The organism is Klebsiella terrigena (assembly GCF_012029655.1).
In the GTDB taxonomy this organism is placed as follows: domain Bacteria; phylum Pseudomonadota; class Gammaproteobacteria; order Enterobacterales; family Enterobacteriaceae; genus Klebsiella; species Klebsiella terrigena.
Map to the genome: position 1 here is coordinate 4,345,332 of NZ_CP050508.1, position 15,988 is coordinate 4,361,319.

The 15,988-nt window shown below is 57.6% G+C and carries 12 protein-coding genes and 1 other annotated feature; of the genes, 4 read left to right on the forward strand and 8 right to left on the reverse strand.

Annotated features, from left to right (window positions below):
- Nucleotides 1-65: 65 nt before the first annotated feature.
- The 6 genes from htpG to HCK03_RS20415 all read right to left on the reverse strand — a co-directional run bounded on the left by htpG (nt 66) and on the right by HCK03_RS20415 (nt 6,171).
- Entirely contained in the window at nt 66-1,940 is a 1,875-nt protein-coding gene (htpG, locus tag HCK03_RS20390; RefSeq protein ID WP_167692110.1) for a molecular chaperone HtpG, read from the reverse strand.
- A 159-nt stretch (nt 1,941-2,099) separates the two neighbouring features.
- Nucleotides 2,100-2,705, reverse strand: a complete 606-nt coding sequence (gene recR / locus HCK03_RS20395) for a recombination mediator RecR (protein ID WP_041144365.1) — start codon at nt 2,703-2,705, stop codon at nt 2,100-2,102.
- Nucleotides 2,705-3,037, reverse strand: coding sequence for a YbaB/EbfC family nucleoid-associated protein (locus tag HCK03_RS20400; protein ID WP_041144364.1), 333 nt, complete (start codon nt 3,035-3,037; stop codon nt 2,705-2,707). Before HCK03_RS20400 ends, recR begins: the two co-directional genes overlap by 1 nt.
- Before the next feature lie 57 nt (nt 3,038-3,094).
- Nucleotides 3,095-4,999: a DNA polymerase III subunit gamma/tau gene (gene dnaX, locus HCK03_RS20405; RefSeq protein WP_115193434.1), complete on the reverse strand. Its 1,905-nt coding sequence runs from the start codon at nt 4,997-4,999 to the stop codon at nt 3,095-3,097.
- Nucleotides 3,698-3,762, reverse strand: a sequence feature (DnaX frameshifting element). (Overlaps the previous gene by 65 nt.)
- 92 nt (nt 5,000-5,091) lie before the next feature.
- Nucleotides 5,092-5,643, reverse strand: coding sequence for an adenine phosphoribosyltransferase (apt, locus tag HCK03_RS20410; protein WP_041144362.1), 552 nt, complete (start codon nt 5,641-5,643; stop codon nt 5,092-5,094).
- 150 nt (nt 5,644-5,793) lie between these two features.
- Nucleotides 5,794-6,171: a DUF454 family protein gene (locus tag HCK03_RS20415; protein WP_041147537.1), complete on the reverse strand. Its 378-nt coding sequence runs from the start codon at nt 6,169-6,171 to the stop codon at nt 5,794-5,796.
- Between the two features lie 69 nt (nt 6,172-6,240).
- Between HCK03_RS20415 and priC the strand changes: the two genes are divergently transcribed.
- Together priC and rsmS are read left to right on the forward strand one after the other, a co-directional pair.
- Nucleotides 6,241-6,768 (forward strand): primosomal replication protein N'', encoded by a 528-nt coding sequence (gene priC, locus HCK03_RS20420; RefSeq protein ID WP_143992494.1) that lies wholly within the window; start codon nt 6,241-6,243, stop codon nt 6,766-6,768.
- 14 nt (nt 6,769-6,782) lie between these two features.
- Nucleotides 6,783-6,959, forward strand: a complete 177-nt coding sequence (rsmS, locus tag HCK03_RS20425; RefSeq protein ID WP_071844892.1) for a pleiotropic regulatory protein RsmS — start codon at nt 6,783-6,785, stop codon at nt 6,957-6,959.
- 39 nt (nt 6,960-6,998) lie between these two features.
- Here the strand turns inward: rsmS and mscK are convergent, their stop codons facing one another.
- Both mscK and acrR read right to left on the reverse strand, forming a co-directional pair.
- On the reverse strand, nt 6,999-10,343 hold the full coding sequence (gene mscK / locus HCK03_RS20430; RefSeq protein ID WP_115193436.1) for a mechanosensitive channel MscK: 3,345 nt from the start codon (nt 10,341-10,343) through the stop codon (nt 6,999-7,001).
- A gap of 142 nt (nt 10,344-10,485) precedes the next feature.
- The gene (gene acrR / locus HCK03_RS20435) at nt 10,486-11,136 is read right to left on the reverse strand and encodes a multidrug efflux transporter transcriptional repressor AcrR (protein ID WP_041144359.1); all 651 of its coding nucleotides are present in this window, start codon (nt 11,134-11,136) and stop codon (nt 10,486-10,488) included.
- Nucleotides 11,137-11,278: 142 nt separating this feature from the next.
- Here acrR and acrA point away from each other — a divergent pair, with 142 nt between their 5' ends.
- The gene (gene acrA, locus HCK03_RS20440; protein ID WP_041144358.1) at nt 11,279-12,460 is read left to right on the forward strand and encodes a multidrug efflux RND transporter periplasmic adaptor subunit AcrA; all 1,182 of its coding nucleotides are present in this window, start codon (nt 11,279-11,281) and stop codon (nt 12,458-12,460) included.
- Nucleotides 12,461-12,494: 34 nt separating this feature from the next.
- Complete coding sequence (gene acrB / locus HCK03_RS20445; protein ID WP_041144357.1) at nt 12,495-15,641, forward strand: multidrug efflux RND transporter permease subunit AcrB; 3,147 nt, start codon at nt 12,495-12,497, stop codon at nt 15,639-15,641.
- Nucleotides 15,642-15,988: the final 347 nt, after the last annotated feature.

The following is a 15,988-nucleotide window of genomic DNA, read 5'->3' on the forward strand; positions in this document are numbered from 1 at the left end:
GGTATTTCAGAAGGTTTGAGGCAGATACCCTCCCCCGTTTCGGGAGAGGGTATTGAGGGCAGGTGTTAGGATGCCAGCAGCTGGTTCATGCGGCGGATAAACTGGTTAGGATCTTCCAGCGTACCGCGCTCGGCCAGCAGCGCCTGATCGAGCAGCAGCTCAACCCATTCGCCAAACTGAGCATCATCCTGGGTATCCGCGGCGCGTTTAACCAGCTGATGAGCCGGGTTCAGTTCAAAGATGTACTTCACTTCCGGCGCAGCCTGGCCCGCAGCGGCGAACAGCTTCGCCATCTGGGTGCTCATCTCATCCGCATCGGTGGTGACGATGGCCGGCGTATCGGTCAGACGGTGGGTCAGACGAACCTCTTTCACCCGCTCGCCCAGCAGCGTTTTCACGCGGTCAACGAACGGCTCCAGCGCCTTTTCGGCCTCTTTGGTGCTTTCATCGACTTCATCCGCCAGCTTATCCAGCGACTCGTCGGTTTTGGCTACCGACTGGAACGCCTTGCCGTCGAACTCGGTCAGATAGCTCATCATCCACTCGTCAATGCGGTCAGAGAGCAGCAGCACTTCGATGCCTTTCTTACGTAGCAGCTCGAGGTGCGGGCTGCTCTTCGCGGCGGCGTAGCTGTCGGCGGTGATGTAGTAAATCTTCTCCTGCCCTTCTTTCATGCGGGAGACGTACTCTTCCAGCGACACAGTCTGCGCGGCGGAGTCGGTATGCGTACTGGCGAAGCGCAGCAGCTTAGCAATGGTCTGCTGGTTCGCGCTGTCTTCCGCCGGGCCCTCTTTCAGCGCCAGGCCGAACTGCTGCCAGAAGGTCTGATATTTTTCGGCATCGTCTTTCGCCAGTTTTTCCAGCATCTGCAGCACGCGCTTGCTCAGCGCGCTGCGCAGGTTGCGGGTGACGCTGCTGTCCTGCAGGATTTCGCGCGATACGTTCAGCGGCAGGTCGTTGGAATCAACGAGGCCGCGGACGAAGCGCAGGTAGTTAGGCATGAACTGCTCGGCGTCGTCCATGATGAAGACGCGCTGAACGTACAGCTTCAGGCCATGTTTATGATCGCGGTTCCACATATCCCACGGCGCCTGGGACGGGATATACAGCAGGCTGGTGTACTCCTGCTTCCCTTCAACGCGATTGTGGCTCCAGGTCAGCGGGTCGCTATAGTCGTGGGCAATGTGCTTAAAGAACTCGTGGTACTCGTCGTCTTTAATTTCCGACTTGTTGCGCGTCCACAGCGCCTGCGCCTTGTTGATTTTCTCCCAGGAGATAACGGTTTCACCGTCAACTTCTTCCTGTTTTTCAATCTCTACCGGCAGCGCGATATGGTCGGAGTATTTGCTGATGATCGAGCGCACGCGCCAGTCGTTGAGGAAATCATCCTCGCCTTCGCGCAGATGCAGGGTTATCTCAGTTCCGCGATCGGCCTTGGTGATATCGGCAACGGTGTAGTCGCCTTCGCCGGCGGACTCCCAGAATACACCGTTTTCGGCGCTGTCGCCCGCGGCACGCGTGCGTACGGTGACCTTATCGGCCACGATAAACGCGGAGTAGAAGCCGACGCCAAACTGGCCAATCAGCTGGCTGTCTTTTGCCTGATCGGAGCCCATCGATTCGAGGAACGATTTGGTGCCGGATTTGGCAATCGTCCCGAGATGATCGATAACCTCGTCGCGATTCATCCCGATGCCGTTGTCGGCGATGGTCAGGGTGCGGTCATCTTTGTTAAAAGAGACCCGCACGCGCAGCTCACCGTCGCCCTCGTAGAGATCCGGCTGCGACAGCGCGCGAAAGCGCAGCTTGTCGGCCGCATCGGAGGCGTTGGAAATAAGCTCGCGCAGGAAGATTTCTTTATTGGAATAGAGAGAGTGGATCATCAGGTGCAGAAGCTGTTTTACCTCTGACTGAAAACCGCGAGTTTCTTGTCCTTTCATCTAGCTTAACCTCAACAATGCCATGTTTAATGGTAAAAAAACCGTTGAGTGTGAGATGGGGACGGCAGGAAAATTTTTCAAGCAATGGCGGCGAAAAATGCCGAATGCGCGAAATAATTCAGGCTGCGGACGACGCGCGCCAGCAGCCTGAATGTCGGACTAAAGCCGGATCTTATGCCGTCCGGCGAGGGAGTGTGACAGCGTGGTGCCGTCAACCATCTCCAGCTCGCCACCAACCGGCACGCCGTGGGCGATGCGGCTGGCCTCGACGCCGTACTGCGCGCAGAGTTCGGCAATGTAGTTCGCGGTCGCTTCGCCTTCTACCGTTGGGTTGGTGGCGAGGATCACTTCCTGCATCGATTCGTCACGCAGCCGCTGCTCCAGGCGGTCAAGCCCGATGTCATCCGGTCCAATCCCGTCAAGCGGCGACAGGTGGCCCATCAGGACGAAGTAGCGGCCGGAAAACTGCCCGGTCTGCTCGATGGCATAGATGTCCGCTGGACTCTCCACCACGCAGATCTGCCCGTTCTCCCGGCGGCGCGGATTGCTGCAAATATTGCACACCTCCTGCTCGGTGAAGGTGCGGCAATCGGCACAGTGGCCGATTTCCGACATGGCGCGCGTCAATGACTGCGCCAGACGCATCCCGCCGCTGCGATCGCGCTGAAGTAGCGTAAACGCCATGCGCTGCGCCGACTTTGGGCCAACGCCCGGCAGGCAGCGCAGTGCTTCCATAAGCTGAGTTAACAGCGGGCTGGTTTGCATCAGAACGGCATCTTAAAGCCAGGCGGCAGCTGCATACCGGAAGAGACGGAGGCCATCTTCTCTTTCTGGGTCTCTTCAATGCGGCGCGCCGCATCGTTGAAGGCCGCAGCCACGAGGTCTTCCAGCATATCTTTGTCATCTTCCAGCAGGCTTGGGTCGATCTCCACGCGACGGCAGTTGTGCGCGCCGTTGATGGTGACTTTAACCAGCCCTGCGCCGGATTCACCGGTCACTTCCAGCCGGGCAATCTCTTCCTGCATCTGCTGCATTTTGTCCTGCATCTGCTGGGCCTGCTTCATCAGGTTACCCAGGCCGCCTTTTCCACCAAACATAGGCTTCTCTCTCAGTAGGTCATCGTTAAGGATGATGATGGCAAGTCGAACTTGTCATCAAATGGGGCGAATACTCTCTTCATCCAGGTCTGCATCGAAGAACCGGCGCAGCGTCTGGATGTTGTTATCCGCAATAATCGCTTCACGCGCCTGCGTGAGCTTCTCTTCATAAATTGCCTGCCGCCACTCCAGCGGCGTGCGCATCGCAGGATTATCGTCTTCCACGATGGTCAGTTCAACCGCTGCGCCGTATAAAACGCCGAGCGCTTCCGCCAGCTTTTGCTGCGCGCCAGCGGAGTTGAGATGCCGCTGGCTCGGCCGTAGATGCAGGCAGATACGGTTACCGTCCTGCTCTTTCCACGCGTTGAGCGCCACCTGCTCGACCAGCTTCGGTACCGCAAGCTGGTTAACTTCCGCCGCCCAGCTATCGCGTTCGACCGCTTCAACGGCGAGCTTTGCCGCCAGCTCCGGGGTTTTCTCATGCTCCAGCGCTTTCTTCAGCGCCTTCGGCGTGGCAACTTCTTCCTTCACCGTTTCGACGACGGTCGTCGATTTCCAGCGATAGGCTTCTTTCTTCGCCGGGGCCTGCTCCAGCGCCGCTGCAGCAGGACGTGCCTGCACGCGCTCGGTAATCGAACTCAGACGCTCCAGCGCAGAGTTATTCACCGGCCGCGCGCGGGATGCGGCTGCCGGTTCACTCTTTTTTGGGCTGGGTGCTCCCTGATTACGCTGCAGATGGCTCCGCGCCGCCAGTACCTGACTGGTGTTCTGCGGCAAATTCTGCGGCGGCGGCTGAACCGGCGGCGCCGCTGCGGCCTGCGGCGGTGCGGCGGCTATGGTCTGCACCGGCCGGACCTCCGGCTCGGGCAGCGGCTTATGCGGATGGAAAGCCAGCGCGCGCAGCAGGGTCATCTCAACGCCCATGCGCCGGTCCGGGGCATAGGGCAGCTCTTTACGGCCAATCAGCAGCGTCTGATAGTATAGCTGTACATCGGCAGGCGGGACGGTGCGCGCAAGCTCGCGCATGCGCTGCTCTATCGCGGCCATATCGGCACCCAGCGCCGAGGGCGACAGCTGTACCATCGCGATACGGTGCAGCAGGCTCTGCATTTCGACCAGCAGCGCCTCCCACTCAACGCCGCGCGACGCGGCCTCGTTAACGCCGGCCATGACCCGCTCGCCGTCGGCGGCTACCAGCGCCTCAATTAAAGAGAGCGCCTGGTCGTCGTCCAGGGTGCCAAGCATCGCGCTGACCGACTCCGTCGTCAGGCGACCATCGCCGCTGGCAATGGCCTGATCGGTCAGGCTCAGGGCGTCACGCAGGCTGCCGTCCGCCGCACGCGACAGCAGCTGCAGCGCGCGGGATTCAAAGGCAATCTGCTCTTCGCCGAGGATATGCTCAAGCTGATGGCGGATCTGCTCGACGTCCAGCGCCTTCAGATGGAACTGAAGGCAGCGCGACAGGATCGTCACCGGCAGCTTTTGCGGATCGGTGGTGGCCAGCAGGAATTTGACGTGCGCGGGCGGCTCCTCCAGCGTCTTTAACAACGCGTTGAAGCTGTGGCGCGACAGCATGTGGACTTCATCAATCAGGTAGACTTTGAAGCGGCCACGGGCCGGCGCGTACTGAACGTTGTCCAGCAGATCGCGGGTATCTTCGACTTTCGTCCGCGAGGCGGCATCGATCTCTATCAAATCGACGAAGCGCCCCTGCTCTATTTCACGGCAGTTGTCGCACACGCCGCACGGCGTGGCGGTAATGCCGGTTTCACAGTTCAACCCTTTTGCCAGCAGGCGCGCAATGGAGGTTTTACCTACCCCGCGGGTGCCGGAAAAGAGATAAGCGTGATGGATGCGCCCTAACGACAAGCCGTTCGCCAGTGCGGTCAGCACATGTTCCTGGCCGACGACGTCAGCAAAGGTTTGTGGGCGCCATTTACGGGCTAAGACCTGATAACTCATGGGCTGGCTCTGAAACGCTGGAAGGTGAAATCACGAAGGGGCCATGCTATCACAGCCCCGCCGGATCGGCGAGGCTATGTATCGGTAAATGCTTAGTGACCCGGGAACGGAACCAGGCTGTAGCTGTTGATGCCCAGCTTATCGAGACGCTGCTCGCCGCCCAGATCGAACAGGTTGATGACGAAAGCAGCATCCTGCACCTCACCGCCCAGACGGCGGATCAGCTTCACGGTCGCATCGATGGTGCCGCCGGTCGCCAGCAGATCGTCAACCACCAGCACCTTGTCGCCTTCTTTGATGGCGTCAACGTGGATTTCCAGGCTGTCGGTGCCGTACTCGAGCTCGTAGCTCTCGGAGATAGTTTCACGCGGCAGCTTACCCGGTTTACGTACCGGAACGAAGCCAACACCCAGCGCCAGCGCAACCGGTGCGCCAAACAGGAAACCGCGCGCTTCGGTACCCACCACCTTGGTGATGCCGGCATTTCTGTAACGCTCGGTCAGCAGCTCGATGCTCAGGGCATAGGCCTGCGGGTCTTCCAGCAAGCTGGTGACATCACGGAAAAGGATACCCGGTTTCGGATAGTCCTGAATGCTTTGGATGCTGTTCTTCAGATATTCAAGCTGCTGTGCAGTTGCGGTCATAAGTTTATGCCTGATAAAAACGGTGTTACTCACGGACGCGCCAAACGGGCCAGGGAAACATTTGATTAACCTTTGACCAGGCGTACCCGCGCTCGAAAACGCTCGAATTTACTGACTGTCAGCGACAATTGCAACAGGCATTATGGCGCATCAGTGCTTTTGTTGCTTTGCATCAACCACCGGAATACGCCACATAAATATCAGCAGACAGGCCAAAATCACCAGCAGCATGATGCGTACCCACGTAAGCTTAACCAGCCACAGGGAAATGGCAAAGGTCAGTATAATCATCGCTATCGCCCGCGGCTTGGCGCCGGGCGGCATGGCGCGGTGCTGCTGCCAGTGGCGCAGGTAGCCGCCAAACCACGAGCGATACAGCAGCCAGTGATGAAAACGCGGCGATGAGCGGGCAAAGCACCAGGCCGCCAGCAGAATAAACGGCGTCGTCGGCAGTAAAGGCAGGAAGACGCCCAGCGTTCCCAGAACTACCGCCAGCCAGCCAATGATGATTAAAATAATACGTGGCATAATGCGAATCGTTATCAAGCAGATGTGGCTACTGTAGCATAGTTGCTTATCAGGGTAGGGAGGAGTTATTTGAAAACAACCCGGCTTTTACACTCGCTGGAAGAGCAGCTTGCCCGGCTGGCCGCAGAGGTCGCGCCGCTGGCGAACCACGCAACGCTGAGCGCCCGCTTCGATCGCCAGCTGTTCCGTACCCGCAGCACGCTGATGCAGGCCTATCTGGATGAAGCCCAGGATAATTTTGCCAAATTACAGCAGGCCGTCACCCACCAGCAGCTGCCGCAGGTTGCCTGGCTGGCAGAGCGTCTGACCGCGCAAATTGTCGCCATCAGCCGCGAGACGGCAACCTGGTCGCTGCGCAGCTGGGACAGCGCGGCATCGGGGCTGGGCCGCTGGCAGCGGCGTCGGCTGAAGCACCAGGAGTATGAGCGTCGCCTGCTGGCCATGCGCAACGATCGCCAGCGGCAGTGGCTGCAGGCGACGACGCTCGATGAGCAGCAGCGCCTGGCGAAAGAGGTCGAGGCCTATGCCGGACGCCTGGCCCGCTGCCGCGATGCGCTGGAAAAAATAGAGAGCGTGCTGGCACGCATGACGCGCTAACGGAAGGAATGAGAATGTCGCTAGAAAATGCCCCGGATGAAGTCAAACTGGCCGTCGATTTAATCATGCTGCTCGAAGAGAACCAGGTCAGCCCGCGCACGGTGCTCGGGGCGCTGGAAATCATTCGCCGTGATTATGAAGCCAAGCTAAAGAACGCGCCGGGATCGGCGCAGAACAATAAGGAACAGTAGCGGGCTGCGGGGCGGCGCATCGGCCGCCCCGAGAGTCAATTAACCGAGCGCCGGGGAAGGATCGTCCCCTTTAACTTCACGCTTCAGCTCCGTCACTTCATCACCCTTTTCATTACGCAGATGAACTTCCAGCTGGTTGAAGGCGATGTTGATATCGTTTTCACGACACAGGCGATCGATGGTGCGGTTTAGCTCATCCACGGTGTAGCTGCGATCGCGCAGTTCGCGAACGTAGAGACGCAGTTCGTGATCCAGCGTGCTGGCACCAAAGGTCGTGAAGAAGACCGCCGGCGCTGGTTCAGGCATCACCTTCGGATGCTCATGCGCGGCCTGCAGCAGGACTTCCTTCACCTTATCCAGATCCGAGCCGTACGCCACGCCGAGGCGGATGACGACGCGGGTAACGGTGTCAGACAGCGACCAGTTGATCAGACGCTCCGTCACGAACGCTTTGTTCGGAATGATCACCTCTTTGCGGTCAAAGTCGGTAATGGTGGTCGCGCGGATGCGGATCTTGCTGACGGTGCCGGAGAAGGTCCCGATGGTAACCGTATCGCCGATGCGTACCGGGCGTTCAAAGAGGATAATCAGGCCGGAAACGAAGTTACCGAAAATTTCCTGCAAGCCAAAGCCCAAACCTACCGACAGTGCGGCCGCCAGCCACTGCAGTTTGTCCCACGATACCCCCAGCGAGCCAAACACCGTCATCGCGCCAATGGCGATAATGGCGTAGTTCAGAATCGAGGTTATCGCATACGACGTCCCCTGGCGCATGTTGAGCCGCGACAGGATTAGCACTTCCAGCAGACCCGGCAGGTTGCGGATGAGCGCCCAGGCCACCATCGAGGCCACTATCGCAAACAGCAGGCTGCCCATGGTGACGCTTTTTACCACGTTGACGCCGGCTTCGGTGCCGTTGTAGTGCCACAGGGTGACGCTGTCGAGATAGGCGAAGACGGTGATCAGATCCGACCAAATAGCCCAGAACAGAATGCCGAACAGAGCGATCATCACCAGCATGGTGATGCGCAGCGTTTGCTGGTTGACCTGCTCCAGCGCGATCGTTGGCTCCTCCTGCGGCTCAGCGCCTTCGGCGCCCTCTTTGACCAGGTGCTGACGGCGAGCCAGCGCGCGACGCCAGGCGATGCGGCGGGCCGCCACGCTCAGGCCGCGCAGCACGGTCTGATACAGCAGATTCCACAGCATCACCAGATAGACGGTTTCAATCCAGCGGCCGGCAAGGCGCAGCGTGGTATAGAAGTAGCCTGTTGCAGTCAGCGCCATCAGCGCAATGGGGACGATCGACAGCACGGTGACGGTCGCCAGGCGCAGGCTGTGCGACTCCTTGTCGCGCCAGCTTTCGCGGCACATCGGCCACACCAGCACCGCGATAAGCAGCAGGTTGATAAAGATAACGAACTGCCCCAGCACATCATCCATCAGATGCAGCGGAGAGAGTTCGGAGATAACCGACCACAGGTTCAGCGGCAGCAGCGCCAGGCTGACGCGGACAATCTGCCGACGCCAGTGGCTGGTGAGCTGCGGCGGCATATTGAAGTGGCTCACCGCCACGCCGTCTTTTTCCAGAACCTTCCAGCACAGGCCAAACACCAGCCAGAACAGCGCCAGCTTCTTGCTGTAGGCCCACAGCAGATCGCTGATATTGAGCTGCATCGTCAGCAGAATAAGGCCCGCGGCGAGGATCAGCAGCACCACCGGCAGAGCCCTTATCAGATCGATCAAAATCGCTTTTGGCGTATGCAGCTGGGTATCGTTACGCAGCTGCCCGACCTGCGACGCCAGCTTTGCCTGGTAGCTGCGCAGCCACTGCAGGCGCCAGCGGATAAGGCCGGCAATCAGCAGCAGCGGCAGCCCGGCAAGGAAGGCCACGAAGACGGCGGGCCAGGCTTTTTCCCAGTTTACGGTGATTTTCATCGCCTTAAACTGCCCTTTCAGCGCTTCAGGGAAGGATTTGATCCACTCCCAGTCCATGGGCTTGTTGCTGTTAACCCAGAAAATTTGCTGGGTCAGGATGGCCTTCAGGGTGCTGGAGACGCTCATCAGCTGCTGCTGGTTAATCTGCAGGTTGATCGCCATCATCAGCTGATTACCCAGCTGTTTGTTGAACTGATCGAGCAGCTCGCGGCGCATATCGACCACGTCCAGCAGGGCGTCGTGGACTTCCTGATTCACGTCGCTGCTGTGCCCTTCTTCCAGTTTTGCGACGTAGGCGTCGCTCTGGAACAGGGCGTCGCGCTGCTGGTTAACCTCAAATTGTTCGAGGCGCAGGTCGGCGATGCGGTTGGTCATATCCTCCAGCTCGTCGGCAGACGGCAGGGTCTGCTGCTGCTGGTAAAGGATACGCGACAGCAGCAGGCTGCCTTTGAGGACCGAAATCTGTTCTTTAATGTCGCGTTCCGACTGCAGCGCGCGATCGAGCCAGTTTTTGACCTTAATATTGCGCTGCACCAGCTGGTTGCCGTTTTCAGTCGCCGAAATCAGCCTCTGGCTAAGCTGGTGGTTAATCTCCAGCTCCTGCTTCACCAGCGGATTGGCCTGAATGCGCGCGGTTTCATCGGGCGTCACCGCTTCCTGCGCGGTTTTTTCCGTCAGCGTCAGCCGCTTGCTGTTAACGGCTTCCTGCAGCAGCTGCAGCTGATGCTCCAGACGGTTGCTGTTGGCGCTGACGTAGTCCCGCTGCTTCTGCAGCGTGTCCTGCAGGACGGTATTCCCTTCCAGGCTTTTACGCTGCTGGTCGATCTGCGCGTTCAGCAGCGCCTGCTGTGTCAGCAGAAGCCCCTGCAGGGTTGGACGCAGGGCCTCTTCCCCCACCGAGGTGCCGTTCAGCCGGTTACGGATCTGCTGCAACTGCTGGGACGCCGAGTACATCGCGTTCTGCACGCGCTCCGGCTGGGTTTGCAAAGCAACCAGCTGGCTGTTGTACGTCGCCAGATCGTTCTGGGCATTTTGCAGTTCGTCGAGGGCCTGAGTGACGCGGGCTTCCAGCTGACGGAGCGACAGCGAGGCCAGCGTTTTGCGCGTGGCCTCATCGTCAGGCACATCGCCGAGCGCGTTCAGGCCATCGACCGCCTGGCGCATTTTTGCCGGGGCCTGATCGACCTGCTGGCGCAGCTGGGCCGACTCCGACTTGATGCGCTCAATTTTATCGAGCGTTTCGAGGGTTTGCGTCAGGTCCTGCTGAACCAGCTTGTCCTGGGGAGTGAGCTCTTTCTGCTTATTCAGCGTATTGAGCTGGCTCTGCACATCGGAGCGATCGGGTAAATCGGCCGCAAAGGCCCGCGTTGCGCCAAGGCTGCCAACGAAAAACATCAGTACAATTACAAAAGCGGAAATGGCGTTTCGCCAACGAATAGTATGCAGCATAGTGTTAACATGAGTGGTTGCAGAAGCCGGAGAATACCGGGGGTCGTCGCAGCGCGCAGAATAGCACTTCTACCCGCGCGCGAATAGCGGCGGATAGCGGCATTTTTTCGCGCCGGTTCAGGTCGGGAACTTAAGCGAAGCGCTAGAGCGCGGCCTCGGCTGGAGCCCGCAGTGAAGGGCAAAACTGATACATCTCGAGCAGCGTCTCGACAAATTCGCGCGCGTCTTTTTGCAGATCGAAAGAGTCCGGCGCAAATAGCCAGTTTTCCATCAGGCCAGAAAGGTAGCTGCGCATTAAAATCGCCGCCCGCCGGGTTAATAAATTGGCCGGCAGCATCTTCGCCGCAATGCATTCGTTAAGGGTGTGCTCGATGCGATCGTAGCTCTCGAGACAGAGGCTGCGCTGCGCCTCCTGGGCCGCCGTCATCTCGCCCACAAACTCGCATTTATGGAAGATGATTTCCATCATCAGCCGCCGACGCTCTTCTGTCACCGTTGCTTCAAGAACATAGACTAAGATCTCACGAACAACTGACAGTGGATCGTTGGGGAATTTTGCCCGATACTCAACTTCGAGGTCACTAATGCTGGCCTCCGAAAGCACCCATATTTCATTAAATAAATCTGATTTATTCTTGAAATGCCAGTAGATAGCCCCCCTCGTCACTCCTGCAGCTTTTGCAATTGCTGCCAACGAGGTAGATGATACGCCTTGCTGCGAAAACAAACGCAGAGCAACGTCCAGAATGTGTTGCCGGGTTTCAAGTGCCTGTTGTTTGGTTTTTCGTGCCATAGGTCGATGAGTTTACAGAGGTTACGTTTACATACATTTATGAATGTATGTACCATAGCATGACCATAATAGAAACACAGTAGTGGGTTTGTGGTCGTTTGAGCCACTGAACAATTTGAAATTGGACACTCGAGGTTTACATATGAACAAAAACAGAGGGTTAACGCCTCTGGCGGTCGTTCTGATGCTCTCAGGCAGCTTAGCGCTAACAGGATGTGACGACAAACCGGCTCAACAAGGGGCCCAGCAAATGCCGGAAGTCGGCGTTGTGACGCTCAAATCCGCACCTCTACAAATCACCACCGAGCTGCCTGGCCGCACCAGTGCATACCGCGTTGCTGAAGTTCGCCCTCAGGTGAGTGGCATTATTCTGAAACGTAACTTCACTGAAGGTAGCGATATCCAGGCAGGCGTGTCCCTTTATCAGATCGATCCGGCAACCTATCAGGCCAGCTACGAAAGCGCAAAAGGCGACTTAGCCAAAGCACAGGCGGCGGCAAACATCGCCCAGCTGACGGTCAAACGTTACCAGAAACTGTTAGGCACCAAATATATCAGTCAACAAGACTACGACACCGCAGTTGCTGACGCTCAGCAGAGCAATGCTGCCGTCGTGGCGGCAAAAGCTGCCGTGGAAACCGCGCGTATTAACCTGGCGTATACCAAAGTGACTTCGCCTATCAGCGGTCGTATTGGTAAATCGGCAGTGACGGAAGGTGCGCTGGTGCAGAACGGCCAGACCACCGCGCTGGCCACCGTTCAGCAGCTGGACCCGATCTACGTTGACGTGACCCAGTCGAGCAACGATTTCCTGCGCCTGAAACAGGAGCTGGCAAACGGTAAGCTGAAACAGGAAAACGGTAAAGCTAAGGTCGAGCTGGTCACCAGCGATGGTCTGAAGTATCCGCAGGGCGGCACGCTGGAGTTTTCTGATGTGACCGTTGATCAGACCACCGGTTCTATCACTCTGCGCGCTATCTTCCCGAACCCGGATAACTCCCTGCTGCCAGGTATGTTCGTCCGCGCGCGTTTGCAAGAAGGCACCAACCCTGACGCACTGCTGGTACCACAGCAGGGTGTAACCCGCACTCCGCGCGGTGATGCCAGCGTAATGGTGGTGGGCGAAGGCGATAAGGTCGAGGTTCGTCAGGTCACTGCAACGCAGGCGATTGGCGATAAATGGCTGGTCACTACCGGGGTGAAATCGGGCGATCGCGTCATCGTCACCGGGCTGCAAAAAGTAAAACCAGGCGTGCAGGTGAAAGCGCAGGAAGTAGCCTCTGACGATAAGCAGCAAGCTGCAAGCAACGCTCAGTCAGAGTAAACCAGGTCTTAACTTAAACAGGAGCCGTTAAGACATGCCTAATTTCTTTATCGATCGCCCCATATTCGCATGGGTGATCGCCATAATAATCATGCTAGCTGGGGGACTTGCGATCCTGAAGCTGCCTGTCGCGCAATATCCAACGATTGCGCCGCCGGCGGTGACAATTTCCGCAACCTACCCTGGTGCTGATGCGAAAACGGTGCAGGATACCGTCACGCAGGTTATCGAACAGAACATGAACGGTATCGATAACCTGATGTACATGTCCTCCAACAGTGACTCAACCGGTACGGTTCAGATCACGCTGACCTTCCAGTCCGGTACCGACGCGGATATCGCGCAGGTGCAGGTGCAGAACAAACTGCAGCTCGCTATGCCGCTGCTGCCGCAGGAAGTACAGCAACAGGGCGTGAGCGTGGAGAAATCCTCCAGCAGCTTCCTGATGGTTGTCGGCGTTATCAACACCAACGGCACCATGACGCAGGAGGATATTTCCGACTACGTTGGCGCCAACATGAAGGATGCGATCAGCCGTACGTCGGGCGTGGGCGACGTTCAGCTGTTTGGTTCCCAGTACGCGATGCGTATCTGGATGGATCCGAACAAGCTGAACAACTTCCAGCTGACGCCGGTCGATGTCATTAGCGCCATTAAAGCGCAGAACGCCCAGGTTGCAGCCGGTCAGTTAGGCGGTACGCCGCCGGTGAAAGGCCAGCAGCTGAACGCTTCGATCATTGCGCAAACGCGTCTGAAATCTGCGGACGAATTTAGCAACATCCTGCTGAAAGTGAACCAGGACGGTTCGCAGGTTCGCCTGCGCGATGTGGCGAAGGTCGAGCTCGGTGGCGAAAACTACGACATCATCGCGAAGTTTAACAACCAGCCGGCTTCCGGTCTGGGTATCAAACTGGCGACCGGCGCTAACGCGCTGGATACCGCAAACGCCATTCGCGCTGAACTGGCGAAAATGGAGCCGTACTTCCCGTCAGGCCTGAAGATTGTTTACCCGTATGACACCACGCCGTTCGTGAAAATCTCCATTCATGAAGTGGTTAAAACGCTGGTTGAAGCAATTATCCTGGTCTTCCTGGTTATGTACCTGTTCCTGCAGAACTTCCGCGCCACGCTGATTCCAACCATCGCGGTTCCGGTGGTCCTGTTAGGGACATTCGCCATCCTCGCCATCTTTGGCTTCTCGATAAACACCTTAACCATGTTTGGTATGGTGCTGGCGATAGGCCTGTTGGTGGATGACGCCATCGTGGTGGTAGAAAACGTCGAGCGCGTCATGGCCGAGGAGGGGCTCCCGCCGAAGGAAGCAACCCGTAAATCCATGGGCCAGATCCAGGGCGCGCTGGTCGGTATCGCGATGGTCCTGTCGGCGGTATTCATCCCGATGGCCTTCTTCGGCGGCTCAACCGGGGCGATTTATCGTCAGTTCTCCATCACTATCGTTTCGGCGATGGCGCTGTCGGTACTGGTGGCATTGATTCTGACGCCGGCGCTGTGCGCCACGATGCTGAAACCTATCGCTAAAGGCGGTCACGGCGAGCACAAAGGCTTCTTTGGCTGGTTTAACCGCATGTTCGATAAGAGCACCCACCACTACACCGATAGCGTAGGCAACATCCTGCGCAGTACCGGTCGTTATCTGGTGCTGTATCTGATCATCGTTGTCGGAATGGCATTCCTGTTCGTTCGTCTGCCGAGCTCGTTCCTGCCGGATGAAGACCAGGGCGTGTTCCTGAGCATGGCGCAGCTGCCTGCTGGTGCCACCCAGGAGCGTACGCAGAAAGTGCTGGATGAGATGACGGACTACTACCTCACGAAAGAGAAAGCCAACGTTGAATCCGTGTTCGCGGTTAACGGCTTTGGCTTCGCGGGTCGTGGTCAGAACACCGGTATTGCGTTCGTTTCTCTGAAAGACTGGAGCGAACGTCCGGGCAGCGAGAACAAGGTTGAAGCGATTACCGGTCGTGCGATGGCGCGCTTCTCGCAGATTAAAGATGCGATGGTCTTCGCCTTTAACCTGCCGGCTATCGTCGAGCTGGGTACCGCAACCGGCTTTGACTTCCAGCTGATCGACCAGGGTGGCTTAGGCCATGAAAAACTGACCCAGGCGCGTAACCAGCTGTTTGGTGAAGTGGCGAAACACCCTGACCTGCTGGTCGGCGTGCGTCCGAACGGCCTGGAAGATACTCCGCAGTTCAAGGTGGATATCGATCAGGAGAAAGCGCAGGCGCTGGGCGTATCCATCAGTGACATCAATACCACGCTGGGCGCAGCCTGGGGCGGTAGCTACGTCAACGACTTTATCGACCGCGGTCGCGTGAAGAAAGTGTACGTGATGTCCGAAGCGAAATACCGCATGCTGCCAGAAGATATTGGCAACTGGTACGTTCGCGGTAGCGACGGGCAGATGGTGCCGTTCTCGGCCTTCTCAACGTCGCACTGGGAGTACGGTTCACCGCGTCTGGAACGCTATAACGGTCTGCCGTCGATGGAAATCCTCGGTCAGGCGGCTCCGGGTAGAAGTACCGGTGAAGCCATGAACCTGATGGAAGAACTGGCGGGCAAGCTGCCGGCTGGCGTTGGCTACGACTGGACCGGTATGTCCTATCAGGAACGTCTGTCCGGTAACCAGGCTCCGGCACTGTATGCCATCTCGTTGATTGTGGTATTCCTGTGTCTGGCAGCGCTGTATGAAAGCTGGTCAATTCCGTTCTCGGTTATGCTGGTTGTACCGCTCGGGGTTATCGGCGCGCTGCTGGCCGCAACCTTCCGCGGCCTGACTAACGACGTCTACTTCCAGGTAGGTCTGCTGACCACCATCGGCCTGTCGGCGAAGAACGCGATACTTATCGTAGAGTTCGCCAAAGACCTGATGGATAAAGAAGGCAAGGGCCTGATTGAGGCAACGCTGGAGGCGGTACGTATGCGTCTGCGTCCAATCCTGATGACCTCGCTGGCCTTTATCCTCGGGGTTATGCCGCTGGTTATCAGCTCCGGCGCAGGCTCCGGCGCGCAGAACGCCGTAGGTACCGGCGTAATGGGCGGGATGGTCACCGCGACGGTTCTGGCAATCTTCTTCGTGCCGGTATTCTTCGTGGTCGTTCGTCGCCGTTTCAGCAAGAAAACGGAAGATATTGAGCACAGTCATCCGACCGGGCATCATTAATCTCTAAACTCAGGGCCGCATTTGCGGCCCTTTTTTTATCGATGAAAGCGCACACAATGTGATTGTTTAGCGGATGTTCTGCTATATAATCAGCAAAGATATGACGTAACCTATTTTTACCAGATTATTCTTCACGGTTTAACCCTTCGGTCTCACTCAGAATATTCTTAATACCAGCGTTATCCGTGGCTGCCGACGGGCGCATGACAAAATAACCTGCTAAACCAATGATCCATAAGGTGTGCTTTGCGATAGCCATCACCTTGATATGTTGCGGTATAATAAAATCCGATGCGTTAAGATAAATTAAGGGTCATAATTGTAATTTTTCGTAATAGCACGGTGAA